We start from the raw sequence: 23,613 nt of genomic DNA, 5'->3' as shown, positions 1-23,613 counted from the left end.
GGATAAGACGGTTCCGTGTCGTTGACACGGTGTCGTATCGTTCGCCGCACGTCGGTGCGAGGGCGTATCGACGTCACAACCCGAAGGGTGGCGGGCATGGCGAACGCATCCGGATTGCTGGTGATCGAGCGGATCCTGCGTGACAGGCAGGGGATCTGGCAGCAGGTCGTCGAGGATCGATCTCTGTCGAAGCTCACCGGGCAGATGCTGATCAGTGCGGTGATCGCCCTCGCCTGTTACGGCGCGGTGCTGGGTTCCTTCCACAGTGTGCTGATGGCGCTGACCTCGGCGGTGAAGCTGCCGCTGCTGTTCCTGGTCACGCTGGCCATCTGCCTGCCGACGCTGTACCTGTTCAACCTGGTTTTCGGGGCGCGGTTGTCCGTACGCCAGTCTCTCGCCCTGGTCATGGTGGCGCTGACCGTGACCGCCATGCTGGCGCTGGCGTTCGCCCCGATCGCGCTCTTCTTTCTGATCACCGCGCCCGACTACGGCTTCTTCAAGCTGTTGAACGTGGTGATTCTGGCGCTGTCCGCCCTGGTCGGCCTGCGGTTCCTCACCGGCGGCATGCGGGTGCTCAACGAGAACGGCCTGCTGGCGCCCGAAAAGAAGGAAATCCCGGCTCCTCAGCCGGCCACCGCGCCGGCCCCCGAGCCGGTCCCGGTGGGTGCCGCCGCGAACGGCACGCCGGCGGCGAACGCCGCGCCGGCCGCCGCCGCGCAGCCCGTCGTCTCGGTGCCGCCGGGTTACATGCTGACGCCGATCGGACAGCAGCGCCCCGCGCCCCAGCCGGTGCGGCAGCCCGCGCCGCCCAGCATGACCCTGCTCTATGTCTGGATCCTGCTGTTCGGCTTCGTGGGCACCCAGCTCGCGTGGACCCTGCGGCCGTTCTTCGGCAGCCCGGGCATGAAGTTCAGCCTCTACCGCGACATCGACGGAAACTTCTACGCCGAGATCCTGCGCACCCTGTCTCACCTGTTCTGATCTTGAATCTCGCGCTTCGGCAACTGCCACGGAGGCGGTACACAGCGTAGGCTGCTCGGCGGTGGAGGAAACCGTCGGCCACGAGGTGCTGCGTCCGGCTCCGGGCAGGGAGTCGTCGGACGCTCCTTCATCGCAGGCAAAAAATGGCGGCGTTCTCCTCGACCGGGTCTTCGGCCGGGACGACATCACCGTGCTGCGTCACGAGGTCATCCAACAGCTCACGCCGGGCCTGCTGGGCGACCGGCTGGATGGCTTCGTGCTCGCGGTCAACGAGGTGATCACGAACGTCGTGCTGCACGCCGGCGGAAGCGGGCGGCTCCGGCTGTCCCGCACCGCGACGTCGCTCTGGTGCATGGTCACCGATTCCGGGCCGGGCATCCCCGAGGAACACCAGCGGCCACCGGCGGCGCCCGAAGCGTTCGAGGACGGTGGCCGGGGCATCTGGCTGGCGTACCAGCTGTGCGACGAGGTCACCATGGCCACCGGTCCGATCGGGACGACCGTCGGCCTGAGGATCGATCTTCCCGGTCGGGTTTCCGCCTCTGACCTGCTGGACGGGGTAGCAGCCGGCGGTTGAACCCGGCATGAAACGCCGTGGAAATGTCGTCATCGGCATTCAAGCGTGTTCGTCATCCGAGGCGACTACATTAGGCCGGTGCTCGGACTACCTCCTCATGTGACGGCATGCCTTTTCGATCTCGATGGCGTGCTGACCCAGACCGCCCTGGTCCACAACGCGGCGTGGAAGTCGACCTTCGACGCCTACCTGGAAAGGCGGGCGGCCCAGCTCGGGCAGCCATTCGTGCCGTTCGACCCCGGTGCCGACTATCATCTGTATGTCGACGGGCGACAGCGCGCCGACGGTGTCCGCACCTTCCTCGCCTCGCGGGGCATCACCCTGCCCGAGGGACTGCCGGCCGACGGTCCTGACGAAGAGACCGTCAACGGCATCGGAAACCGCAAGAACCTGCTTGTCTTGCAGAAAATCTCTGAAGGGGCTGTGCAGGTCTACCCCGGTTCGGTGGATTACCTGCGCGCCGCCGAGCAAGCGGGACTGCGCCGGGCCGTCGTGTCGGCGAGCGCCAACTGCAAGGACGTGCTGGAGGCAGCCAAGATCGACGGCTTCCTCGAGGTACGGGTGGACGGCGTCACCGCACGTGCGGAAAACTTGCCCGGTAAGCCCGCGCCGGACACGTTCCTGCACGGAGCGAAGCTGCTCGGTGTCCCGCCGGAGAATTGTGCGGTCTTCGAGGACGCCCTTGCCGGCGTCGCGGCCGGCAGGGCCGGCGGGTTCGGCATCGTGATCGGTGTGGATCGCGTGGGCCAGGCCGACGCGTTGCGCGCGAACGGCGCCGACATCGTCGTGCAGGACCTCGCCGAGCTCCTCCTCACCCGGTAACCCCCCATCTGACTTCTTCTTCTCAGTTGCGAGAGGCACCACCGTGATCCGTGAACGGGCTTACCCCGTAGACCCCTGGCACATCCGGGAAACCCGGCTGGACCTGGAACTCATGGCCCAGTCCGAGTCGGTCTTCGCCCTGGCCAACGGCCACATCGGCATCCGCGGCAACCTGGACGAGGGCGAGCCCCACGGCCTGCCCGGTACCTACCTGAACTCGTTCTTCGAGCTGCGGCCCCTGCCGTACGCCGAAGCGGGGTACGGCTTCCCCGAGTCGGGTCAGACGATGGTCAACGTCACCAACGCCAAGCTCATGCGCCTGCTCGTCGACGATGAGCCGTTCGACGTGCGCTACGGCGAGCTGCGCTCCCACGAGCGCACCCTCGACCTGCGCGCCGGCACCCTCGAACGCATCGTCGAATGGGTGTCCCCGTCCGGGCAGGCGATCCGGGTACGCACCCTGCGCATGGTGTCCTTCACCCAGCGCGCCGTCGTCGCCTTCCTCTACGAGGTCGAGCCGATCGACTCCACGGCCCGGCTCATCCTGCAGTCCGAGCTGGTGGCCAACGAGCAGCTTCCGCCGACCAGCAAGGACCCGCGCGTCGCGGCCGTGCTGGACCACCCGCTGCAGGCCGAGGAGATGCTCGAGCAGCGCACCGGTGGCCTGCTGGTGCACCGTACGAAGGCCAGCGACCTGCGCATGGCCGCGGCGATGGAGCACCTCGTCGAGGCGCCCGGCAAGCACGCCGTCACCACCGAGGGCCACCCCGACTGGCTGCGGACCACCGTCGCCTGCAAGCTCGAGCCGGGGCAGAAGCTGCGGGTCGTGAAGCTGGCCGCGTACGGCTGGTCCAGCAACCGCTCCCTGCCCGCCGTGCGGGACCAGGTGGGCGCCGCCCTCGCCAGCGCTCGGCTGGACGGCTGGGAGGGTCTGATCGAGGCCCAGCGGGAATTCCTCGACGAGTTCTGGGACCACTCCGACGTGCGCGTCGAGGGCGACCCCGAGGTGCAGCAGGCGGTGCGCTTCGGGCTCTTCCACACGTTGCAGGCCGGTGCCCGGGCCGAGAAGCGGCCGATCGGCTCCAAGGGCCTCTCCGGCCCGGGCTACGACGGTCACACCTTCTGGGACGCCGAGACGTTCGTGCTTCCGGCGCTGACCTACACCCAGCCGTCGGCGGCCGCGGACGTCCTGCGCTGGCGGCACTCGACGCTCGACCTCGCCAAGGAGCGGGCGCAGACGCTGGGCCTGCAGGGCGCGGCGTTCCCGTGGCGCACCATCCGCGGGCAGGAATGCTCGGCGTACTGGCCGGCCGGCACCGCCGGATTCCACATCGGCGCCGACATCGCCGACGCGGTCCGTCGCTATGTCTCGGCCACGGCCGACTGCGACTTCGAGCGGGAGGTCGGCCTCGAACTGCTCGTCGAGACCGCCCGGCTGTGGCGCTCGCTGGGTCACCACGACCGGCACGGCCGCTTCCACATCGACGGGGTGACCGGTCCCGACGAGTACACCGCGGTGGTCGACGACAACGTCTACACCAACCTGATGGCACAGCAGAACCTCATGGCGGCGGCGGACGCGGTCAACCGCCACCCCGACCTGGCCCGCAAGCTGGGGGTGGACGACGAGGAGTCGGCGTCGTGGCGGGACGCGGCGGCCGCGGTGCACATCCCGTACGACCGGGAGCTGGGGGTGCACCAGCAGTCGGAGGGGTTCACCCGGCTGCAGGAGTGGGACTTCGAGAACACTCCGCCGGAGGCGTACCCGCTGCTGTTGAACTACCCGTACTTCGACCTTTACCGCAAGCAGGTCGTCAAGCAGGCCGACCTCGTGATGGCGATGTACGTGCGCGGCGACGCCTTCACCCCGGAGGAGAAGGCCCGCAACTTCGCCTACTACGAGGCCCGGACCGTACGGGACTCGTCGCTGTCGGCGTGCATCCAGGCCGTCATGGCCGCCGAGGTGGGCCACCTGGAGCTGGCCCACGACTACCTCGGCGAGGCCGCCCTGATGGACCTGCACGACCTGCACCAGAACGCCCGGGACGGCGTGCACGTGGCGTCGCTGGCGGGCTCCTGGATCGCGCTGGTCGCGGGCCTGGGCGGCATGCGGGACTACAACGGCCGGCTCTCCTTCTCGCCGCGGCTGCCGAGCCGGATCAACAGCCTGGAGTTCTCCCTGTTGTGGCGGGGGCTGCGGGTGCGGGTCGAGGTGACGCCGGACGAGGTGACCTATTCGCTGCGCAACGGCGGCGGCTCCGCCCGGCTCGAGCTGCTGCACCACGGCAAGGAGGTGACGGTGACGCAGGTCAAGCCGGTGGTTCTGGCTATCCCGCCCGCGCCGCCGACCGGTCCGGCCCCGACCCAGCCTGCGGGCCGGGCGCCGGTGCGCCGGGCCAGCCACCAGTAGGAGCCCAGCAGAGAGCCCCCGCCTCCTCATCGATCAAGGGGAGCGGGGGCTCTTCGCGCGCGTGGTGCCTGGCTACAGCATGGATATGTGCACGTGGTCCGTGTGGTCGCTGGCGCCGGAATACGAGCTCCAGCCGGTCGCCGGGAACCAGATCATCTTGTTCCAGATGACGTACAGGATTCCGAGCCGGTCGGCGTTGCGGACCGCGAAGGCCATGAGGTTGTTGCCGTACTCGCGGGTGTCCTGGTTGTGCCAGGGCGAGAATCCGCTCTTCTGCAGCGACCAGTCGCAGGCGCGACCCTTGGGATGCTCGAACGGCCCGCCGGGGCGGAAACAGCCCACAAAGCGGGTGAAGCCGGCCTTCCTGACTTCCTTGTACATGTGCATCGTGCGGGCGGTGATGCAGCCGCCCGTCGTCTCGTCGTCGACGTTGCACGACTCCGAGCTGAACTCGCCGTCGCGGTTGCGGGGCGCGGGCGCGGCCACCTTCGACTTGAGATTCACGAAGCCACCCGTCACCGTCTTGCCGCCGACGAGTTGGAGCGCCTTCTCGGCGGACTCCTTGTTCTTCTCCATCGCTTCGAGGTTCTGCTTCTGCGACTTGATCTCTTGGTCCAGGCGAGCCTTGGAGGTGGCTACCCGGTCGATCGCGGCCTCGAGCTCGCTCAGCTTGCCGTCGTTGACGGAGTTGATCTCCTCGAGCGAGACGGCCTTCTCGAGGAAGCCGTCCGGCGACCGCACGTTGAGCAGGAAGCCCATGGTGGTCAGGCCGCCCGTGCGGTACTGCTGGGCCGCCACGGCACCCACCTGGGGCAGCAGGGCGTCGCGCTGAGCCTCCGCGTTCCTCACCTGCACGGCCAGGTTGGCCTGTGCCTTGGTGGACTTGGCGACGGCGGCCTTCGCCGCCAGATAGCGCCGACCCGTGCTGTCGAGCACGTCGTTGAGCATTGGGTTGTTCTCGCCGTCGTCGGGGGTCGACGAGTTTCCGCCACCGGGCGCCGCGGTCGCGGGGGCGCCGGGAGAGACGATCATGGTGATCGCGATCAGCGGTGCCAGGGCGAGGACCAGCCACCGGCCGGGTCTTGCCGTCATGCAGTTTCCTTCCGTGTTGCCGCCTACCGGGTTAGCTGACGGGTTCGGGACGGAAGCGATCCCTACCGCTGGTTCAGCGGATTCACCCCATTTTCCAGGTGGTTCCCCGGTTCGTCTTTCGGCGATTGAGCGGTGGTCCGCCGGCACCTTGGGGGCGGTGCCTTCTTGGCGGTGACCGGCGGAAAGCTTACCTGACTTCGGGCCTTGCATCAGCTGTCTAGAGGGGGAGAAAACTGTTACTGGACAACGACTTTGCGTTACTTTTCGATGAGTTGACGCAGGTCGTGGTCGGTGGCGGCGCATCAATGTGAGTCGTTCCACTCTCCCGGTGGAATAACTGTTTGTGTGCACTCGAATGCGCAGAGTGCGACACCTGTCGATGACGCGATTCCCTGGGTAGTCTTCGTCACGGTTCCATCACGGAACCGCCGCTCAATCGCCGAAAGGCGAGCCGGGGACCCAACCGGTAATGGGGTGAATCCGCTGAGTCAGCGGTAGGGATTGCTTCCGTCCCGAACCCGTCAGCTAACCCGGTCGGCGGCCGACGGAAGGAACGCACGTGAGGCTCGACCCTCTCCGCCGACGATTAGCGACCGTGCTCGCGGTCCTCGTCGCCACCTCGGGGCTGGCGCTCGCCGCTCCGGCAGCGGCCATGGCCGCACCCCGCCCGCTCGCCGCGCCGGGAGATTCCGGCGATGACGGGGAAGGTGGTTCGAAGTCGCTCGTCGAGCAGCTCGAGGCCGCCTCGAAGGGCTTCGTCGAGGCCAGGGAGGCGCTCGACCGCTCGAAGAAGCGCCAGCAGCAGATGACCGCGAAGCTCAAGGCGCTCGACGCCGAGCTCGGTCCCAAGCAGGGCGCCCTCGACGACATCGTCCGGCAGTCCTACCGCACGGGCCGGCTCGGTCCGATGAGCGCCCTGATCACGGCCGACTCCGCGCAGGGCCTGCTGGACCGTGCCGCGACGCTGGAGACCGTCGCGGTGAAGCAGGATCACGCGATCAAGGAGCTGAAGGACGCCCGGGCGAAGCAGGCGCAGGCGAAGCTCGCCATCGACGCCGAGGTCCGCGACCAGCAGCGCCAGGTCACCATCATGGCCAAGCGCAAGGCGCAGGCGGAAAAGGCGCTGAAGACGGCGAACGCCGCGGCCGGCGGTCCGAGCAGCGGCGCCTCCGGCGGCGGCAACAGCTCGCAGGCGGCGGCCGCCCGGCGCAACTCGGACGGTTCGCTGCCCGACGAGTCGTGCAGCGGGAACGACCCGACGACCAGCGGCTGCATCACGCCCCGCACCCTGCACGCCATGCAGGAGGCCCAGGCGGACGGCTTCACCCGCTTCGTCTCGTGCTTCCGCCCGCAGGGCAGCGGCGAGCACCCACTGGGCCGGGCCTGCGACTTCGCGTCCGACAAGACCGGCTTCGGCGGCGTCGCGACCGGCAGCAGCAGGGACTACGGCGACCGCCTGGCGAACTACTTCATCGACAACGAGGGCCGGCTGGGCGTGCTCTACGTCATCTGGTTCAAACGGATCTGGTTGCCGAGCAGCGGGTGGCAGCCGTACCTACGCGGCAACGGCGATCCGTCCAGCGACCACACGAACCACGTGCACCTGTCGATGCGATGAGGTCCGGGGCCTACGTCATTTCTTGACGTAGGCCTCGTACTGCTTGAGCACCTCGTCGGTCGGGCCGTCGGCGCGGATCAGCCCGGACTCGAGCCAGATGCTGCGCTCGCAGGTGTCCCGGATCGACTGCTCGCTGTGGCTGACCAGGAAGACTGTGCCGGCCTCGGCGCGCAGGTCGCGGACCCGCTGCTCGCTGCGCTTGCGGAACTTCGCGTCGCCGGTGGCCAACGCCTCGTCGATGAGCAGCACGTCGTGCTTCTTCGCCGCCGCGATCGAGAAGCGCAGCCGGGCGGCCATGCCGGAGGAGTACGTCCGCATCGGCAGCGAGCTGAAGTCGCCCCGCTCGTTGATGCCGGAGAAGTCGATGATCTCCTTCACCTGGGACTTGACCTGCTCCGGGGACATGCCCATCGCCAGGCAGCCCAGCACGACGTTGCGCTCGCCGGGCAGATCGTTCATCAGGGCCGCGTTGACGCCGAGCAGCGAGGGCTGGCCGGCCGCGTAGATCGCGCCCTTCTCGACGGGGAGCAGGCCGGCGATGGCCCGCAGCAGGGTCGACTTGCCGGAGCCGTTGGTGCCGATCAGGCCGATCGCCTCGCCCTTGTACGCGACGAAGCTCACGCCCTTGATCGCGTGCACCTCCCGCAGCGTGGCGGGCTTGGCGCCGGTGACGATCCGTTTGAAGGCGGCGACCGGGCTGTGCGTCCCGGCGCCACCGGCCTGGTGCACCCGGTAGACGACGTGGGCGTCGTCCACGATCACGGTGGGTTCACGCTGGTCAGCCACGGCCGTACCCCTTCTCTCCGCGCCAGAAGTAGATGTAGCCGCTGACCCCGACCACGAGGGTCCAGGCGATGGCCTCCAGCCACAGCACCAGCGGGGACGCCGCGAGCTCCACGTTCTCCATCAGGGCGTGCCGCATCAGCTCGATGAAGACGAGCAGCGGGTTGGCCTCGACGACCGCGAGCTTCCAGCCGTCGAGCTTCTCGGCGAACACGCCCACCGGGTAGAGGACGGCGGAGCCGTAGAACCAGATCCGCATGATGAAGGGCACGAGCTGCTTGAAGTCGGCGACCTTCGAGCCCAGCCGGGCCACGAACATGGCGAGACCGGCGTTGAAGATCGCCTGGAGCAGGAAGATCGGCACGATCAGCAGCCACTCCAGGGTCACCGGCTCGCGGAACCCGAGGGTGATCAGCAGCAGGACGGACATCGAGGCGAGCGTGTTGCGCACCTCGATCGTGGTGATCGCCAGGGGCAGGCTCGCGCGGGGGAAGTGCAGCGCCCGGATGAGCCCGAGGTTGCCGCTGATCGACTGGATCCCGGCCTGCACCACCGACTGGGTGAACTGGAACAGAAAGACACCGATGCACAGGTACGGCACGAAGTTCTTGATGTCCCGGTCTGTACCGAGGACGAACCCGAAGATCACGAAGTAGACGGTCGCGTTGATCAGCGGCGTCAGCACCTGCCACACCAGGCCGAGCCGGGTCTTGCCCAGCGACGAGGTGACCTTGGCGTTGGCGTACGACGCGATGAAGTGCCGGTAGGACCACAGCAGCCGCGTGTACGCGGGGAGGCTCGGCAGCTTGCCCGCCGCCGAGAGGCCGTGTCGTCGGGCCAACTCTCTCAGCGAGAGGCCGGTGTCGGAATCGGCGACCGCCGTCTGGGGCATGGGGTAGCGCTCCGATCTCGTCGGTCCGTCGGGGGTGGTGGACCTGGGTGGCTTGCGCGGGAACACAGTAATCAGTCTGCCGCGATGAAACGCCAGCGTATCGACGTTAGCTCGAAATGTAGCCGAAGGGACGTCGAAACGCAACCGTTGCGTCCTCGCGTATAGTGTCTCCCGTGGCAACAGCGAAACGTGCGCCCGCCGGGGCGGCAGTGCTCCGCGGCGACATCACCGCGGCGATCCGGAACGCGGTGATGAACGAGCTGGCCGAGGTCGGCTACGGCCGTCTCTCCATCGAGGCGGTGGCGCGCCGGGCCGGCGTTGGTAAGACCGCGGTCTACCGCCGGTGGAGCAACAAGCTGGAGATGGTCCTCGAGATCGTCTCCGGTGTGGCGGAGCGTAGCGTGCCAATGCCCGACACCGGAAGCTTCGCCACCGATCTACAGCTCTTGATGTTCGTCGTCAGCAAGGCGCTGCAGCACCGCATCGCCTCGCAGATCATTCCGGATCTGATGGCCGAGGCGGCCCGAAACCCCAAGATCGCCGAGACGCTGCAGCGGGCCCTGCGCACCCATCAGCGCTCGATCGGCGAGAAGATCGTCGGGCAGGCAGTCCAGCGTGGTGAGCTGCCCGCTGGCGCCGATCCGGAGCTCGCGGTGGACCTGATGGTCGGCCCCCTCTACTGGCGGCTGGCCGTGTCGCGCACGCCGATCGGCGACGATTACCTTGAGACGCTGGCGGCAGCCGTCACCGCGGCGTTGCGAGGGAGTCCGCCGGCTCGGTGATCGCGGCGGCGATCTGCTCCGGGCTCATCGGCCGGGCGAAGTGGAAACCCTGCGCCCGGACGTAACCGAGATCACCCAGCTTCTCCGCCTGCGCCAGAGTCTCGACACCCTCCGCGACCGCCTCGACACCCATCGCCCGGGCGATCGACAGGACGGCCCCGGCGATCGCGTCCGGGCCCGGAACCGGTGCGAACGACCGGTCCAGCTTGATCTGGTCGACCGGACAGTTCGCGAGCAGGCTGAGGGTCGACGCCCCGGTGCCGAAGTCGTCCAGGGACAACCGGACACCCATGGCCCGCAGCGCCCGCAGGGTCTCCTGCGTCGCGCCGCCGCCGACCGCGGTGGACTCGGTGATCTCGATCGTCAGCCGCCGCGGATCCATCCCGGTCTCGCGCAGGACAGCGGCGACGTCGGTCGCGAACGAGACGTCCTGAAGTTGGCGCGCCGAGGCGTTCACCGACATCGTGCCGGGTGCCTGGTCGCCGAGCTCCGCCGCCCACGCCACGGCCTGACGGCAGGCCTCGCGCAGCACCCAGCGTCCGAGCGGCACGATCATGCCGGTGAGCTCGGCGCCGGGGATGAAGTCGCCCGGACCCAGCAGCCCCCGCTCCGGGTGGTTCCAGCGCACGAGCGCCTCGACCCCGGTGAGCCGTCCTTCCGGCAGGGCCACCACGGGCTGGTAGTGCAGCACGAGCTCGTTGCGCGCAAGGGCGGCGGTGAGCGCCGAGGTGATGCGGCGCCGCTCGGCACCCGGAGCCTCAGAGCCCGGCCGATAACGCTGGTAGCCGCCCTCGCCGCGCTCCTTCGCCTCGTACATGGCGATGTCGGCCTGGCGCAGCAGGTCGCCGACGTCGTCGCCGCCCCGGCCGTCGACGACGCCGTAGCTCGCGCGCACGGCCAGGAGATGCCCGGAGATGTCCATGGGTACGGCGAGCGCGTCCGCGATCCGGTCCAGCACCCGGTCGACGTCGCGGCTGCCCAGGCCCTCGAAGAGGATGGCGAACTCGTCGCCGCCGAGCCTCGCGACGGTGTCGGTCGGGCGTACGACGCCGCGCATCCGCTCGGCGACCTCGACCAGCAGGCCGTCGCCGACCGCGTGTCCCAGGGTGTCGTTGACCGTCTTGAAGTCGTCCAGGTCGATGAGCACGATGCTGATCGGCTGATGTCCGGCACGGGCGACGCCGTCGGCGACCCGGGCGCCGAAGAGGGTCCGGTTGGCGAGGCCGGTCAGCACGTCGTGGCTCGCCTCGTAGCTGAGCCGCTCGTGCGCCCGGACCGTCTCGGTCACGTCGCGGCAGTTGCTCACGATGCCGAGGATGCTCGGCTCGTCGAGCAGGTTGACGCTGATGATCTCCAGCGTCCGGTACGAGCCGTCCGCGTGGGCCAGGCGCACCCGGCACGAGGAGGTACCGCCGGCGCGGGCGGCGACCTCGGCCAGATGAGCGGTCGCGATGGCACGGTCGTCGGGGTGCACCCGGCGGCCGAGATCCGTGTCCGTCATCGAGGCCGGCTCGCTGCCGAGCATGCGCAGGACCGCGGGGCTGGCGTACGTCAGCCGGCCGCCCGCCTCGGTGATCAGCACGATCTCGGTGGAGTTCTGGGCCAGCCGCCGGAAGCGGCGCACCTCGAGCTCGGCGGCGTCGAGCTGGGCGCGCAGGCGCCGGGCACCGAAGTGGCCGAGCAGCGCCGCCGCGCCCATGGCGGCCGGCGTGAGGATGGACAGGGCGGCTCTGCGCTGGTTCATGTCGCTCCTCTCCTGCTCCGGCGGTGTCGCCCAGCAGAATCGGTTCCGACTGGCGCGGCATGAGCTTTACCTCGTCTTGAGGATTGCTGCCCGAGATGCTCAAGAACGGCTCAAGGCGGCCGAAAGGAGAGGTCCCCGCCCCCCGGACGCCCCTGGAGCCTCATGCGTACCAACCGCCTCGACGCGACCATCTTCACCTCGGCGTCACTGATCGCCCTCGCCTTCGGCGGGAAGCCCGACAACGCCGTCACCCTCGCGCTGCCCCACCCCGACGGCGAACCGGACGAGTTCGCCGGCATCTGGCGTAACGCCGACGACACCGTCCGGCTCTGCCTGGGCGAGGACTGGTCGTACGAGGGCAGGATCGCCGGCCGCCGCCGCAGCGCGAAGGGCGTCTACCGCCCCGACGGCGCCGGCCTGATGCTCAGCGACGAGTCCGGTCTGCGTACCCGCGTCGAGCCCGCCGAGTACGGCCTCCAGATGGCCGGGCACCAGCTGTTCAAGGTCGCCGAGCGCCGCGGCTAACGGATTCGCCCGCTGGGCCGAACCTTCTGGCATGCGGCTCATCAAGTTCCTGTTGCCGGTGCTCGCCATCCCGTTCGCCGTGGGCGGGTGCGGAGTGCTGGGACTGGGTTCGGCAACGGGCACGCCCGCATCCTCCGCCAGCGCGACGCCCGCGCCCGGCGACGCCTGGATCGTGGTCGCCTCCGGCAGCGCCACGCCCAGCCCGAAGGTCACCTATTCCGGGTCCCTCAAGCCCGCGCTGCCGCCCGTGTCGTTCCTGCCGACACCGCCGGGAGATTGCGCCAAGGAGTGGACCGTCGATCCGGTCCTGATCCCGCTCGAGGTCACCCCGGGCGTCGGCAAGCTGACCGTCACCTGGCCCCGGCAGTACGACTCCGACTACCGCATCACCGCGGTCAAGCAGCCGCTGGTCTCCGGCAAGCAGCCGGCCTACACCTGGCAGTACGTGCCCGCGGGCACCGGCTGCACGATCACCGCCACGATCAGCGGGCTCCTCCCGGGAGTGCCGTACGTGGTCTGGCTGGACGCCCCGAACACCGGGCATGAGCGCGATGGCACGAGGCACCCGTACAGCGGCCGCTCAGAGGTTGTCTATCCGCTTCAGTAGCCGGGGTCCGTCGGAGCGTCGCCACCCTCGCCACCCTGGCCCTCGGCCGGGACGGGCTGGATCGCGTCCGGCAGCGGCCTGGTCTTGCCACCCTCGGGACCCACGGCGAACCAGGTGCCGTTGACGCCCTGCCCGAGGATGTCGCCCGGCTTGGTGTCCTTGGCGAAGTAGTAGACCGGCCAGCCGTTGATCGTCACCTGGCACGTGCCGTCGGCCCGCTCGACATAGCCGAGGATCTTGGCGTCGAGGCCCTTGGGAAAGATCTTGCCCGGCGACTTGATCAGCAGCGGCGGCCAGGCACGTGCGCAATCGCCGTTGCAGGTCGCGGCCGGCGGCTTGTTGCTGTCTTTGTCGAAGCGATACAGGGTACGGCCGGCGCCATCGGTCACGTACGTGCCGATCTGCTCGTTCCTGGTCGCGTTCAGCTCGACCGTCTTGCTGCCCGTACGGATGCTCTTCGGCGCGGTGACGTCCTTGCGGGACGGGCCGCTGTAGATCTTCACCCACCGCTGGGTCTTCGCGACGGTCGGCTCGGGAACCGGGGTCGCCGGCGGATCGGGCGTTTCGGCGCCGGCCAGGTCCGGGCCGCGCTCGGAAACCTCGGGCGTGTCCGCGCTCGGCGGTGCCGTCGGCGTGGCGGCGACCTCGACGGTGGCGGTGGCGGTATCTGCGGGCCGGGCACAGGCGCTGAGCCCGAAAGTCATGGCGATGGCCACCGTGACGATGCTGGTGCGCTTCATTTTCTCCCCCTTGCGAAGCGGATGCACTCCACACGGAGCTCTGCCGAACCCGGTTCAGTGAGGTTTGCTTGAACCGATGTGACGCCGCATACGTGTGTGGAGAGTCAGAGCGACGAAACGGGGTTCAGATGGGAACCACCGTCACCGGGGAGAAGAGATGCCGGGGTTGAGACTCCACCGTCGCCGGGAGGTGGCTGATGAAGCACTGGTCAGATCGTTGTTCGAGGAACATGGGCGCGCGATGCTCGCGTACGCCACCCAGCTGACGCGCGACCGCGCCGCCGCCGAGGACGTCGTCCAGGAGGCTCTGGTCCGCGCGTGGCGGCACCCGGACAGTCTGGTCAACGGCAAGGGTTCGGTGCGCGGCTGGCTGCTCACCGTTTGCCGCAACATCGTCGTCGACCAGGTGCGCGCCCGTAACGCCCGCGCCCCCGAGGTGCGGGAAAGCCCGGTCGAGGTGGCGTCCGAGGACGACCACGCCGAACGGGTGGTCAATTCGATGGTGGTCGTGGACGCGCTGAGCCGGCTCTCCGCCGAGCACCGCGAGGTCCTCGAGCAGATCTATCTGCAGGGCAGCACGGTGACGGAGGCGGCGAAGGTGCTGGGCATTCCACCTGGAACCGTCAAGTCACGCTCTTTCTATGCACTCCGGGCATTACGCGAGCAGAGGTCGCTGAGCCCCGCCGGAACGGAACGGTCTGCATCATGAACACGAATCATCACGTGGACCTCGCCGGCTACCTGACGAAGTCATTGGACGCGGACCAGATCCGCGAGGTCGATGAGCATCTCGCCGACTGCGACGAGTGCCGGGCCGAGGTGGAATCCCTGCGGGAGTGGACGATGGCGCTCGAAGCGGTGCCCGAGGCAATGTTGCTGGACGGGCCGCCGGACGACGCGGACCTGCTGTTGCAGCGCACGCTGCGACAGATCCGGAACGAATCGGCCGGGGCGCGACATCGGCGTACGGGCCTGGTGGGAGTCGCCGCCGCGGCGGTGATCGCGGCGTCGGTCGCCGGCGGCATGGCGCTCGGCCAGTCGACGGCGGGCCCGAACGACGCCCTGCCGCCGCCCCAGCTACCGGGCCAGTCGGCACCGGCAGTGCCGGGGACCAGGACGGCGGCCGCACAGGACCCGGGGACGAAGGCGAAGATCGCGGTCGCGGTCGCGCCCGCGCCGGGCTGGGTGCGGATCAAGGCGACGGTCTCCGGGATCCCGCGGGGCGAGCGGTGCCGGCTGGAGGTCGTGGCCAAGGACGGCACGGCGATCCTGGCCGGAAGCTGGGTCGTCTCCGAGGCGGGCGCCGCAGAGGGCACGACGCTCGACGGCAGCGCGCTGGTGCCACCGGACCAGGTCGGCTCGGTCCGGGTGGTGACCGAGGGCGGAAAGCAGTACACCAGCGTCACCGTGTGACGCCCGTCGTGCCGGCACCCGTCCTCCTCCTCCGGGTGTCGGCACGGCGGTGTGGTCAACAGACCGGCAGGCCGGCCGACTGCCAGGCGCTGAAGCCGCCGTCGAGGTCTGTTGCCCGCAGCAGTCCGAGGTCCTGCAACGCGGCCGCCGCCAGGCTGCTCGTGTAGCCCTCCTGGCAGGTCACTATCGCTTCCAGGTCGTAGTGCGTGAAGCCGAGGCGGGCGTCGCTGCGGGGGTCGAGCCGCCATTCGAGCACGTTGCGTTCGATGACGATCGCGCCGGGGATCTCGCCGTGCTCGGCCCGTTGCGCCGCCGGGCGGATGTCGATCAGGACGGCACCGCGGGCCATCGCGCTGTAGGTGTCGTGCGGGCCGAGGCGCACCAGGCGGGCCCGGGCCCGCGCGAGCAGGTCGTCGATGCCCTGGGATCCGGGCGGCGGCGTCGTGGTCACCACTGGGATCCGGCGCGTTCGACGGTCTTCACGTCCAGGCCGGTGGCGCTGATGCGATAGCGGGTCATGACGGTCAGCGCGGGGCCGTACACGTGGATGCTGACGGCCGGGCGGTCCGAGCGGTTGGTGATCCGGTGGATGTGCCGGGTGCCGAATCGGCGGCCGGCGCCCTCGCCGAGCTCGCGGGCGGTGACCCGGGGCGGGCCGCCGGGGGAGAGCGTGACGGTGTCCTCGATGAGGCTTCCCGAGAACACGTGGAACGCTCCCGCCGAGCCGCCGTGGTCGTGCAGGTCGGTGCCCTGGCCCGGCAGCCAGGTCAGCAGCCACACCTCGTGGTCCGGCTCCGTGGCCAGGCGGTGATACCAGCGGTCGACGGCGTGGAAGCGCGGCATCACCGGCCAGGCCCGCGGGTCGGCGGCCAGGCGCTGGGCGATGGCGAGGTGGTCGAGGCGGATGTCCACGGCGGTCATGGCGGCTCCCCGTTGCATATAAAACCTATGAGTCCACTAGGTTATACCCCCGAGCGGGGCCGGCGCACCCGGCGCGCCGACGGCACTCGCCGCCGGCTGCGGTGCTTGCCGTGAAATCCAGATCCGAATTAATTGATCAACGACTTCTTAATTGATCAACGATGGCATTTCGCGCTTCCGGGTGTTCGCGTGGGACACGAAAGAGCCTCATATGCTTTGCTTCTTTCTCGCGAGCGCGAAAATCTGCCCTACAGCGACCGGATAGATACGCAGGGTCGATTTCATTGGCCGATTGTTCACCGGATCGGCCCACGACCTCCACCGATCAGGCGGAATGGTCGCTCGACCGCAGCCACCGGTATCCGCAGCGTTATATGGTCGGCGTCGCCTGCGAGAGCCGGTGCCCGGAGGTCACCCCTCGTCCCTCCCTCCGAGCTCCCCCCGAGAACGAGGACGGACACGTGTCGAACTCCCGCCGCGGTTTGCTCGCCGCCGGCCTTGCCACAGCCGTAGTCGGCTCCATGGGAATCGTGTGGACCCTGAACGCCAGCGCTGAGGAAGCGTCGGAATCGGTTCCCACGGTGATCGCACCCGCGGAGACAGTCGCGGCGGAGGCGGACAACCTCGGTTTGCCGGCGTTGGGGACCGCGGGGGCGGAGAAGGCGCCGGCTCCCGCGCCGCCGACTCTGCTGCCGTGGGGTGAGCGGCCGACAAAGCTGAAGAGAGCGTGGGCGGGTGCCAGCAGTGCCGCGGTCACGGCCGCCGGGGCGGACGCCGCGTCGGCCGACCCGAGCGGTTCGCTGGTCCCGGTGCCGGAATACGCGCCGAAGGGCCACAACTCGCGAGCCGGCATCCTCAGCCAGACCCACACCTCGATCGTGCCGCCGGCACCCCCGCCGGCCGGGCCCGTGGGCAGGGCGGCGACCGGCGACGTGTTCTTCCACTACGCGGTGGGCACCCAGGTCGGCGAGACCGACGGCACCTGGGCCAACGTGAGCATCGCCAGGCCCGCGCTGGCCCAGGGCGACTTCCACACGCTCGCCGAGATCGCGGTGCAGTCCGCGGACGGCCGGCAGATCGTCGAGGTCGGCTGGACGGTGGACCGGCAGGTGAACGGCGACAACGACCCGCACCTGTTCGTCTACTACTGGAAGAACCGCGAGCCCAGCTGCTACAACGCGTGCGGCTTCGAGGTCTACAGCGCCGCGTCGATCAAACCGGGCGACACACTGCCGACCGGTGTGCAGAAACGGTTCGGCATCCAGCACTCCAGCGGGGCCTGGTGGATCGCGTACGACTCGGAGTGGATCGGCTACTTTCCCGACCGGCTCTGGGACGGCGCCTACACCCGCGGCGGCCTGACCCAGTGGTTCGGCGAGGTCGCCGCGTCCACCGACCGGCCCTGCACCGACATGGGCAACGGCATCGTGGTGTCCGACGGCAGCGCGGCGCGCATCGGCACGATCTCGATGACCAACGGACCGGAACCCAAGGCGACCGTACGGGCCACGAGCGCGCACTACGGCGTCCTCTCCCTCAGCGACCGGACCTTCCGCTTCGGCGGCCCCGGAGCCTGCTGAGCGAGCCCCAGGCCCGGTCCCGTTCGAGGGACCGGGCCTTTTTCGTGGCGCGCTGAGGCGAACCCGACGGGCTCCGCGGGTGTACAACGAGGCGGGGCCCCGACGGGAGGCAGTGATGAGGCGACGCGTCAGTCCCGACGAGGAGCTGATGACCGCGCTCTACACCGAGCATTACTCGGTGCTGCTCAGCTTCGTCTCCCGCTATGTGCACGACCGCCACAAGGGCGAGGACCTCGTGCAGGAGACCCTGTTACGAGCCTGGCGGCACATCGACCGCCTCGACCCGGACCCGGGACGTACCCGCTCCTACCTGCTCACCATCGCGCGCAACGTGGTGACCAACGCCTGGCGGGCCGAGCAACGCCGGCCCCGTCTCGTCGCCGACGAGGCGGCGGTCGAGAGCGCGCCGTCCGCCGACAGCGTCGACCAGATGGTCGAGGGCTGGCTGGTCGCCGAGGCACTGGAGCGCCTCTCGGCCGACCACCGGGCCGTGGTACGCGCCATGTACTACGACGGGCTGACCGTCGCGGACGCGGCCCGGAACCTGTCGGTGCCCGAGGGCACGGTGAAGTCGCGGGCGTACTACGCCGTGCGTGCGCTGAGGCAGGCGTTCGAGGAGATGGGGGTGCTGCGATGAACCCCGCCCACGACGAGCTGCGCAGACTGTTGGGCGGCTATCTACTCGGCGGCCTCGACGACACCGATACCGATCGGCTCGACGGCCACCTGCTGCACTGCGACGGCTGCCGTGCGGAGCTCGAGCGGCTTGGGCCCGTACCCGAGCTGTTGCGGACCTTGCCGGACACGCCGCCGGCGGCGGTGGCACCCGGCGCCCGACCCAGCGCGGACCTGGTCGAGAGCCTGCTCGCTCGGATGCGGGTGGAGCGTGCCCGGCAACGCCGCCGCAGCGGCACGCGCTGGCTCGCCGCCGCGGTCGTCGCGCTCGTCGCGGGTGTCACGGCCGGGCTGGTTCTCGATCGTGACGAGCGGCCGCCCGCGCCCCCGACGCAGGCGGCGCCCAGCCAGCCGGCGCCGGTCACCGCGGTTTTTCGGCCCGCGGTGGGCAGCGGCCTCTCCGGTCAGGCCGTGCTCACCGGCAAGACCTGGGGAGTCTCGATCGACCTGACCGTGTCCCGGTTGAGCGGCCCCGGTCCCTTCGTCTGCCAGGTCCGCAAGGCCGGTGGCGGGACGGTGGAACAGGCCGCGACGTGGGGGCCCACGCCAAGCGGGAACGCCAGGGTGACCGGCGCGAGCTCGATCCAGTTGCGGGACGTGGGCATGGTGGCGGTGGCTGACGTGCAGGGGCACGTCCTGGGCACGGCTCAGCTGGACTGAGTTAGGGCCTTTCGGAGGTCAGCCGGCTTCCGGGCCGTAGAGCCGATCGCGTTGGGCCTGCGGCAGGGAACACGCCGCCGTGCCGCCCGGCAACATGTGGCGGTGGCCCGCGATCCACCGATACACCGGCCAGGCCAGCAGGCCGAAGGGCTTGAGCTGCAACGCCCGGCCCGGCACCTCCCAGAGCCGGCCGGCGTCGCGCAACAGCCGCGCGATGGCGTCCGGACCGGAGGCGATCGTGCCGTCCGTGCCCACCCACTGCACGGCCTCTTCCACCTGATCGAGCGTCAGGCCGAGGGCGTCGAGATCGGCGAACTGCCAGGGGACCAGCGTCGCCCGTGACGGGATGCGGCGCTCGATGAACTGCGCGCAGGTGGTGCAGAAGGCGCAGTCGCCATCGTACACGAAGGTCGGCTCGATCATGGGGTTGATCTTTTCAGATCGTCTTCTTTTACGTCACGCTGCGGAGGCGGACGAGATAGGTCTGCGTGACGACCACCACAGCGAGGAACGCCCCGCTGATCACCTGTTGGTAGCTGCTGGGGACGCTGCCGACCTGATTGATCATGTTCTGAATCACCCCGAGCAGCAGAACGCCGGCGATCGTGCCCGCGATGGTCCCCGCGCCGCCGGTCAGCAGCGTGCCGCCGATGACCACCGCCGCGATGGCGTCCAGCTCCATGCCGATGCCCAGCACCGTGACCCCGGAGCCGAGCTTGGCCGCGTTGATCGCCCCGGCCAGGCCCGCGAGCAGACCGGACAGGACATAAACCCAGACTTTGGTACGCCGGACAGCGACGCCCATGAGTCTCGCGGCGTCCTCGCTGCCGCCGACCGCGTAGACCGCGTGCCCGAACCGGGTGCGGGACAGCAGGATCATGCCTACCGCGAAGGCCGCCGCCACCAGCCATACCGGGTAGCCGATGCCGAGGAACGAGCCGGTACCGAATGCGCGGAACGCGTCGTCGCCGACCAGGAAGGTGGTGGAGCCCTCGTCGCTGATGGCGCGCATGAGGCCGCGAGCGCCGAGCAGCGCGGCCAGGGTGACGATGAACGGCGCCATCCCGGTGTGGGCGATGAGCAGTCCGTTGATCACGCCGATCAGTCCACACACGACCAACGGTAAGAACAATGCCGGAATCAGACCCCACTGAGAGGAATAGGCTGAGGTCACCCCACCGAGAACATAAAGAGAACCCACCGAAAGGTCGATGCCACCTGTGATGATGACAAAGGTCATGCCGAGGGCGAGAAGGGCGGGCGGCGCGGCGGCGACGAGGATCGTGCCGGCGTTGTCATAGCTGCGGAAATGGGGAAACACCGCCGAAGCAATGATGACGACCATGATGAGTACGGCCAGCGCTCCCTGCCGTTGCATCAGGTCCACGAGGCGGTCGGTGCGTTGTGCGCGGCGCTCGTCGGCGGCTGGGTCCGTGGGGGCGGGCGGCTTCGTGGTGATCTGAGTGGTCACCGAGCTTCCTCTTCCGGGCTCTGACGGGTCGCCGGAGCTTTCTCTTCGGGGCTCTGGCGGGTCGCCGGGGCCTTCTCTTCCGGGATCGGACGGGTCGCCGGGGCTTTCTCTTCCGGGATCGGGCGGGTCATCGGGGCTTCCTTTCCCGGGCGGCGAAGACGGCGATGAGGATGATGACGGCCTGGACCATCTCGGTGGTGGATGGTTGCAGGTTGTGCTTGATCATCGTGGCCACCACCAGCTGCATGAGAAGGGCGCCGGCCACGGTGCCAACGATGCGAATCGTGCCGCCGGTCAGCGGCGTGCCGCCGACCACCACGGCGGTGATGGCGGAGAGCTCGATGAGCATCCCGACCGAGGAAGCGTCGCTGGACTGGATGCGAGCAACGGCCAGCAGGCCGGCCAGGGAGGCAAAGACCGAACAAACCATGTAGACGGTGACCAGGACCCGGGTGACAGGTATGCCGGCCAGTTCGGTCGCGGCACGATTGCCGCCGATCGCCAGGAGACGCCGCCCGAGAACCGTCCGGCGAACCACGAAGGCGACGACGCCGACCAGCAGCGCGGCGATCCACACGAGCACAGGAATGCCGAGGAGGTCGCCGGAACCGAGATAGAGCAGGTTCTCGTTGCGCACATCCTTCAGCTGCCCGTCGGAGATGACCAGGGCAAGCCCCCGGCCGCCGACGAAGAGCGCCAGGGTCGCCACGATGGGTTGCAACCCGACCCGGGCCACCAGGACGCCGTTCACCAGGCCGACCGCGAGGCCGGCGAGGAGCGAGACGAGAATGGCCGCGATCACGCCGTACCCGAGGTAGAGCGGGATGAGCGCGGCCGCCAGAGCCATCACCGACCCGACCGACAGATCGATGCCCTCAGTGCCGATCACCAGCGCCATGCCAAGCGCCACGATGACGATCGGCGCGACCTGGATGAGCTGGATGCGCAGGTTGCTCCAGGTCAGAAAGTTCGGGGTGAAGAGGAGGTTGTAGGCGACGAGGACCAGGATCGCGACGTAGACGCCGTACCGCGGCAGCCAGGCACGAACCCACGCCCGATCCACACCAGACCGCCCGGCGGCCACGACCTCAGTCGTCATCGCCAACCCTCTTCCCCTCGTCCGCAGCTGCCTGGGTTGCCGTTGTTTCGTCTGCTGGGCTTGGCGTTGTCTTGGGCGTCGCTGTCTCGGCCGCTGCCGCGATCGTCTCCAGGAGCGCTTCGGTCGTGACGTCGTCGCCGCGCAGTTCGCCGACGACCGTGCCGTCGCGTAGGACCACGACTCGGTCGGAGCCCTCGATCAGCTCCTCGGCGTCGGAGGAGACCAGCACGACGCCGAGCCCCTCGGCGGCCAGCTCGTCGATCAGGGCCTGCACCTCGGCTTTGGCGCCCACGTCGATGCCGCGGGTCGGCTCGTCGAGCAGCAGCACCCGAGGCCGGGTAGCCAGCAGACGGGCCAACAGGACCTTCTGCTGGTTGCCACCGGAGAGGTCACCGACGCGCTGGTCCGGGCTCGACGCCTTGATCCGCAGGCGGGTCATGAACCAGTCCACGATCTCGTCAATCTTGCGATCGGACACCAGACCCATTCGCGACACCCGAGGCAGAACCGCGAGCGCGATGTTCTCCCGCACGGACAGGCCAGGCACGATGCCCTCCACCTTGCGATCCTCGGGCAGCACGGCAATGCCGGCCCGCACAGCCCGGACGGTGGTGGGCCGCTTGAGCTCCCTGCCATCAACCTCGATGGCGCCGCCGTCGATCGGGTAAGCACCGCCGATCGCCTTGATCGTCTCGCTCCGCCCGGCGCCGAGCAGACCACCCAACCCAACAACCTCGCCCGGCCTCACCGCGAAGCCGATGTCATGCAGCCGGCGCCGGCTGCTGAGGCCGGTGACCCTCAACACCGGGTCTCCGACCTGCGCGTTGCCCGCAACGGCTTGCTGGCTGCCCGCAACGATTTGCTGGCTGCTAGCGGCGGCTTGTGTGCTGTTCGCAGCGACTTGTGTGCTGTTCGCGGTGGCTGCGGTCTGGTTGGCCTCGGCCGGGCTCGCGATGGGTTGCGTGTGGTCCGCGGTGGCCGCGGTCTGGCTGGCCTCGGTCGGGCTCGCGATGGGTTGCGTGTGGTCCGCGATGGCGCCGGTTTGGAGGGCATCGTCCATGATGGACCGACCATAGGTCGCATGCCGTAAGCCGCCGGCGGTTGGTCGGTCGGATTTCCGGCTGCTGCCAATGGTTGGGCTGTCGACAACCGGATTGTCTGTGTCCTGGCCGCTGACGTCTTGGCCGCCGACGTCCTGGCCGCCGACGTCCTGGCCGCCGACGTCTTGGCCGCTGGCGTCGTGGTCGCCGGGGTTCTGGGCGCCGGGGTTCTGGGCGCCGACGTCGTGGCTGGCGTGGCGTGTGCTGGCGAAGTGGGTGAAGCCTTCGCGACGCACGGCGGACATGTCGCGGCCGAGCATGAGGGCGACGAGTTTGAGGCGTGCGAGGTCTGCGAGCTTGCCGGTGTGCACTACCTTGCCGTCGCGCAGGATCGTGACGGCGTCGCAGATGCGGTACAGCTCGTCGAGGCGGTGGCTGACGTAGACGATGCCGATGCCTCGGGCGTGCAGGTCGCGGATGACTCCGAAGAGGGTTTCGACCTCGCGGGGCTCGAGGGACGAGGTGGGCTCGTCCATGATGACGACCCTCGCCTCGATCATGACCGCTCGGGCGAGCGCCACCATCTGTTGGGCGCCTAGGGCGAGGGTGCCGAGTTGCCGGCGGACGTCGGTGGAGACGCCGTAGCGGAGCAGGATTTCGTGGGCGTCGCGGACCATGCGTTTCTCGTCGAGGAGGCCGAGGGTGGTGCGTGGTTCCCTGCCTAGGAACAGGTTGTGGGCCACGCTCATCAGCGGGATGAGGTTGACCTCCTGGTGGATCGCCGAGATGCCGGCTCGCTGAGCGTCCATGGGGGAGTCGAGTCTGGCCGGCTCGTCCCGATAGCGGAGCTCGCCGCCGTCCGGCCGGTGGACGCCGGTCAGCACCTTGATCAGCGTGGATTTCCCCGCACCGTTCTCCCCGACCAGGGCATGCACCTCGCCCGCCCGCAGGGTGAAGGACACGCCATCCAGGGCGCGCACGCCGGGGAACGTCTTGGAGACGTCGATGACCTCGAGCAACGCCATGAACGCATTCACCCACTTCTCAACACAATCCGGCAATACGGCGCGAACATCATCGGTGCGGTGCGGTGCGGTGCGGTGCGGTGCGGTGCGGTGCGGTGCGGTGCGGTGCGGTGCGGTGCGGTGCGGTGCGGTGCGGTGCGGTGCGGTGCGGTGCGG

General features: G+C 69.2%; 24 protein-coding genes and 2 riboswitches. Of the genes, 13 read left to right on the top strand and 11 right to left on the bottom strand.

What is annotated here, in order from left to right:
- The first annotated feature begins 96 nt into the window (after positions 1-96).
- The 4 genes from AB0M36_RS25995 (at position 97) to AB0M36_RS25980 (ending at position 4,790) form a co-directional block, all read left to right on the top strand.
- Positions 97-981, top strand: a complete 885-nt coding sequence (locus AB0M36_RS25995) for a hypothetical protein (RefSeq protein WP_364161932.1) — start codon at positions 97-99, stop codon at positions 979-981.
- 61 nt (positions 982-1,042) lie between these two features.
- Positions 1,043-1,558, top strand: a complete 516-nt coding sequence (locus AB0M36_RS25990; RefSeq protein WP_364161930.1) for an ATP-binding protein — start codon at positions 1,043-1,045, stop codon at positions 1,556-1,558.
- Positions 1,559-1,636: 78 nt separating this feature from the next.
- Positions 1,637-2,380: a beta-phosphoglucomutase family hydrolase gene (locus AB0M36_RS25985; RefSeq protein ID WP_364161927.1), complete on the top strand. Its 744-nt coding sequence runs from the start codon at positions 1,637-1,639 to the stop codon at positions 2,378-2,380.
- A gap of 43 nt (positions 2,381-2,423) precedes the next feature.
- The gene (locus tag AB0M36_RS25980; protein ID WP_364161924.1) at positions 2,424-4,790 is read left to right on the top strand and encodes a glycoside hydrolase family 65 protein; all 2,367 of its coding nucleotides are present in this window, start codon (positions 2,424-2,426) and stop codon (positions 4,788-4,790) included.
- 72 nt (positions 4,791-4,862) lie between these two features.
- On the opposite strand, the gene AB0M36_RS25975 is transcribed toward AB0M36_RS25980, so the two are convergent.
- Positions 4,863-5,882 carry a hypothetical protein gene (locus tag AB0M36_RS25975; protein WP_364161922.1) on the bottom strand — a complete coding sequence of 340 codons (1,020 nt, stop codon included), beginning with the start codon at positions 5,880-5,882 and terminating at the stop codon, positions 4,863-4,865.
- Positions 5,883-5,886: 4 nt separating this feature from the next.
- Positions 5,887-6,024, bottom strand: a riboswitch (cyclic di-AMP (ydaO/yuaA leader).
- Between the two features lie 277 nt (positions 6,025-6,301).
- Positions 6,302-6,438: riboswitch (cyclic di-AMP (ydaO/yuaA leader) on the top strand.
- A 39-nt stretch (positions 6,439-6,477) separates the two neighbouring features.
- On the opposite strand from AB0M36_RS25975, the gene AB0M36_RS25970 reads away from it, so the two are divergent.
- Positions 6,478-7,500: a hypothetical protein gene (locus tag AB0M36_RS25970; protein ID WP_364161920.1), complete on the top strand. Its 1,023-nt coding sequence runs from the start codon at positions 6,478-6,480 to the stop codon at positions 7,498-7,500.
- A 15-nt stretch (positions 7,501-7,515) separates the two neighbouring features.
- Here the strand turns inward: AB0M36_RS25970 and AB0M36_RS25965 are convergent, their stop codons facing one another.
- Together AB0M36_RS25965 and AB0M36_RS25960 are read right to left on the bottom strand one after the other, a co-directional pair.
- Entirely contained in the window at positions 7,516-8,286 is a 771-nt protein-coding gene (locus tag AB0M36_RS25965) for an ABC transporter ATP-binding protein (protein WP_364161917.1), read from the bottom strand.
- Entirely contained in the window at positions 8,279-9,175 is an 897-nt protein-coding gene (locus AB0M36_RS25960; RefSeq protein ID WP_364161914.1) for an ABC transporter permease, read from the bottom strand. The genes AB0M36_RS25965 and AB0M36_RS25960 overlap by 8 nt, the downstream gene beginning before the upstream one ends.
- 173 nt (positions 9,176-9,348) lie before the next feature.
- Here AB0M36_RS25960 and AB0M36_RS25955 point away from each other — a divergent pair, with 173 nt between their 5' ends.
- Positions 9,349-9,957 (top strand): TetR/AcrR family transcriptional regulator, encoded by a 609-nt coding sequence (locus AB0M36_RS25955; RefSeq protein WP_364161911.1) that lies wholly within the window; start codon positions 9,349-9,351, stop codon positions 9,955-9,957.
- Here the strand turns inward: AB0M36_RS25955 and AB0M36_RS25950 are convergent.
- Positions 9,920-11,701: an EAL domain-containing protein gene (locus tag AB0M36_RS25950; RefSeq protein WP_364161908.1), complete on the bottom strand. Its 1,782-nt coding sequence runs from the start codon at positions 11,699-11,701 to the stop codon at positions 9,920-9,922. The two genes, AB0M36_RS25955 and AB0M36_RS25950, sit on opposite strands and share 38 nt — an antisense overlap.
- A gap of 162 nt (positions 11,702-11,863) precedes the next feature.
- Here AB0M36_RS25950 and AB0M36_RS25945 point away from each other — a divergent pair, with 162 nt between their 5' ends.
- Positions 11,864-12,226 (top strand): hypothetical protein, encoded by a 363-nt coding sequence (locus tag AB0M36_RS25945; protein WP_364161905.1) that lies wholly within the window; start codon positions 11,864-11,866, stop codon positions 12,224-12,226.
- A 31-nt stretch (positions 12,227-12,257) separates the two neighbouring features.
- A complete protein-coding gene (locus AB0M36_RS25940; RefSeq protein ID WP_364161902.1) occupies positions 12,258-12,833 on the top strand; it encodes a hypothetical protein in 576 nt (191 codons plus the stop codon).
- Here the strand turns inward: AB0M36_RS25940 and AB0M36_RS25935 are convergent.
- On the bottom strand, positions 12,827-13,573 hold the full coding sequence (locus AB0M36_RS25935) for a hypothetical protein (RefSeq protein WP_364161899.1): 747 nt from the start codon (positions 13,571-13,573) through the stop codon (positions 12,827-12,829). The genes AB0M36_RS25940 and AB0M36_RS25935 overlap by 7 nt on opposite strands.
- A gap of 157 nt (positions 13,574-13,730) precedes the next feature.
- Here AB0M36_RS25935 and AB0M36_RS25930 point away from each other — a divergent pair, with 157 nt between their 5' ends.
- Both AB0M36_RS25930 and AB0M36_RS25925 read left to right on the top strand, forming a co-directional pair.
- The gene (locus AB0M36_RS25930; protein WP_364161896.1) at positions 13,731-14,282 is read left to right on the top strand and encodes a sigma-70 family RNA polymerase sigma factor; all 552 of its coding nucleotides are present in this window, start codon (positions 13,731-13,733) and stop codon (positions 14,280-14,282) included.
- Positions 14,279-14,986 (top strand): zf-HC2 domain-containing protein, encoded by a 708-nt coding sequence (locus AB0M36_RS25925; protein ID WP_364161893.1) that lies wholly within the window; start codon positions 14,279-14,281, stop codon positions 14,984-14,986. Before AB0M36_RS25930 ends, AB0M36_RS25925 begins: the two co-directional genes overlap by 4 nt.
- A gap of 55 nt (positions 14,987-15,041) precedes the next feature.
- Here AB0M36_RS25925 and AB0M36_RS25920 read toward each other — a convergent pair whose 3' ends face one another.
- On the bottom strand, positions 15,042-15,440 hold the full coding sequence (locus AB0M36_RS25920; RefSeq protein ID WP_364161891.1) for a rhodanese-like domain-containing protein: 399 nt from the start codon (positions 15,438-15,440) through the stop codon (positions 15,042-15,044).
- Positions 15,434-15,907 carry a cysteine dioxygenase family protein gene (locus AB0M36_RS25915; protein WP_364161888.1) on the bottom strand — a complete coding sequence of 158 codons (474 nt, stop codon included), beginning with the start codon at positions 15,905-15,907 and terminating at the stop codon, positions 15,434-15,436. Before AB0M36_RS25915 ends, AB0M36_RS25920 begins: the two co-directional genes overlap by 7 nt.
- 521 nt (positions 15,908-16,428) lie before the next feature.
- Between AB0M36_RS25915 and AB0M36_RS25910 the strand changes: the two genes are divergently transcribed.
- From AB0M36_RS25910 to AB0M36_RS25900, 3 genes are all read left to right on the top strand, one after another.
- Positions 16,429-17,487, top strand: coding sequence for a neprosin family prolyl endopeptidase (locus AB0M36_RS25910; protein WP_364161885.1), 1,059 nt, complete (start codon positions 16,429-16,431; stop codon positions 17,485-17,487).
- Between the two features lie 115 nt (positions 17,488-17,602).
- Positions 17,603-18,124, top strand: coding sequence for a sigma-70 family RNA polymerase sigma factor (locus tag AB0M36_RS25905; protein ID WP_364161882.1), 522 nt, complete (start codon positions 17,603-17,605; stop codon positions 18,122-18,124).
- Positions 18,121-18,822: a zf-HC2 domain-containing protein gene (locus AB0M36_RS25900; RefSeq protein ID WP_364161879.1), complete on the top strand. Its 702-nt coding sequence runs from the start codon at positions 18,121-18,123 to the stop codon at positions 18,820-18,822. The genes AB0M36_RS25905 and AB0M36_RS25900 overlap by 4 nt, the downstream gene beginning before the upstream one ends.
- Before the next feature lie 18 nt (positions 18,823-18,840).
- On the opposite strand, the gene AB0M36_RS25895 is transcribed toward AB0M36_RS25900, so the two are convergent.
- The 4 genes from AB0M36_RS25895 to AB0M36_RS25880 all read right to left on the bottom strand — a co-directional run bounded on the left by AB0M36_RS25895 (position 18,841) and on the right by AB0M36_RS25880 (position 23,457).
- Complete coding sequence (locus AB0M36_RS25895; RefSeq protein ID WP_364161876.1) at positions 18,841-19,245, bottom strand: DUF393 domain-containing protein; 405 nt, start codon at positions 19,243-19,245, stop codon at positions 18,841-18,843.
- Between the two features lie 28 nt (positions 19,246-19,273).
- Positions 19,274-20,293, bottom strand: coding sequence for an ABC transporter permease (locus AB0M36_RS25890; protein ID WP_364161873.1), 1,020 nt, complete (start codon positions 20,291-20,293; stop codon positions 19,274-19,276).
- A gap of 127 nt (positions 20,294-20,420) precedes the next feature.
- A complete protein-coding gene (locus AB0M36_RS25885; RefSeq protein ID WP_364161870.1) occupies positions 20,421-21,392 on the bottom strand; it encodes an ABC transporter permease in 972 nt (323 codons plus the stop codon).
- Positions 21,382-23,457: a sugar ABC transporter ATP-binding protein gene (locus AB0M36_RS25880; RefSeq protein WP_364161868.1), complete on the bottom strand. Its 2,076-nt coding sequence runs from the start codon at positions 23,455-23,457 to the stop codon at positions 21,382-21,384. Before AB0M36_RS25880 ends, AB0M36_RS25885 begins: the two co-directional genes overlap by 11 nt.
- Positions 23,458-23,613: the final 156 nt, after the last annotated feature.

Source organism: Actinoplanes sp. NPDC051346 (assembly GCF_040682215.1).
Taxonomy (GTDB): Bacteria; Actinomycetota; Actinomycetes; order Mycobacteriales; family Micromonosporaceae; genus Actinoplanes.
The sequence above is the reverse complement of the archived record's forward strand: the minus strand, read 5'-3'. Positions and strand labels throughout refer to the sequence as shown.

What these genes read in the sequence shown, in the direction of transcription:
- AB0M36_RS25995 (WP_364161932.1), top strand. Translation starts at nt 97, where the DNA reads ATGGCGAACGCATCCGGATTGCTGGTGATCGAGCGGATCCTGCGTGAC.
- AB0M36_RS25975 (WP_364161922.1), bottom strand. Translation starts at nt 5,882, where the DNA reads ATGACGGCAAGACCCGGCCGGTGGCTGGTCCTCGCCCTGGCACCGCTG.
- AB0M36_RS25960 (WP_364161914.1), bottom strand. Translation starts at nt 9,175, where the DNA reads ATGCCCCAGACGGCGGTCGCCGATTCCGACACCGGCCTCTCGCTGAGA.
- AB0M36_RS25950 (WP_364161908.1), bottom strand. Translation starts at nt 11,701, where the DNA reads ATGAACCAGCGCAGAGCCGCCCTGTCCATCCTCACGCCGGCCGCCATG.
- AB0M36_RS25945 (WP_364161905.1), top strand. Translation starts at nt 11,864, where the DNA reads ATGCGTACCAACCGCCTCGACGCGACCATCTTCACCTCGGCGTCACTG.
- AB0M36_RS25940 (WP_364161902.1), top strand. Translation starts at nt 12,258, where the DNA reads ATGCGGCTCATCAAGTTCCTGTTGCCGGTGCTCGCCATCCCGTTCGCC.
- AB0M36_RS25935 (WP_364161899.1), bottom strand. Translation starts at nt 13,573, where the DNA reads ATGAAGCGCACCAGCATCGTCACGGTGGCCATCGCCATGACTTTCGGG.
- AB0M36_RS25930 (WP_364161896.1), top strand. Translation starts at nt 13,731, where the DNA reads ATGCCGGGGTTGAGACTCCACCGTCGCCGGGAGGTGGCTGATGAAGCA.
- AB0M36_RS25925 (WP_364161893.1), top strand. Translation starts at nt 14,279, where the DNA reads ATGAACACGAATCATCACGTGGACCTCGCCGGCTACCTGACGAAGTCA.
- AB0M36_RS25915 (WP_364161888.1), bottom strand. Translation starts at nt 15,907, where the DNA reads ATGACCGCCGTGGACATCCGCCTCGACCACCTCGCCATCGCCCAGCGC.
- AB0M36_RS25910 (WP_364161885.1), top strand. Translation starts at nt 16,429, where the DNA reads ATGGGAATCGTGTGGACCCTGAACGCCAGCGCTGAGGAAGCGTCGGAA.
- AB0M36_RS25905 (WP_364161882.1), top strand. Translation starts at nt 17,603, where the DNA reads ATGAGGCGACGCGTCAGTCCCGACGAGGAGCTGATGACCGCGCTCTAC.
- AB0M36_RS25900 (WP_364161879.1), top strand. Translation starts at nt 18,121, where the DNA reads ATGAACCCCGCCCACGACGAGCTGCGCAGACTGTTGGGCGGCTATCTA.
- AB0M36_RS25895 (WP_364161876.1), bottom strand. Translation starts at nt 19,245, where the DNA reads ATGATCGAGCCGACCTTCGTGTACGATGGCGACTGCGCCTTCTGCACC.
- AB0M36_RS25885 (WP_364161870.1), bottom strand. Translation starts at nt 21,392, where the DNA reads ATGACGACTGAGGTCGTGGCCGCCGGGCGGTCTGGTGTGGATCGGGCG.
- AB0M36_RS25880 (WP_364161868.1), bottom strand. Translation starts at nt 23,457, where the DNA reads ATGGCGTTGCTCGAGGTCATCGACGTCTCCAAGACGTTCCCCGGCGTG.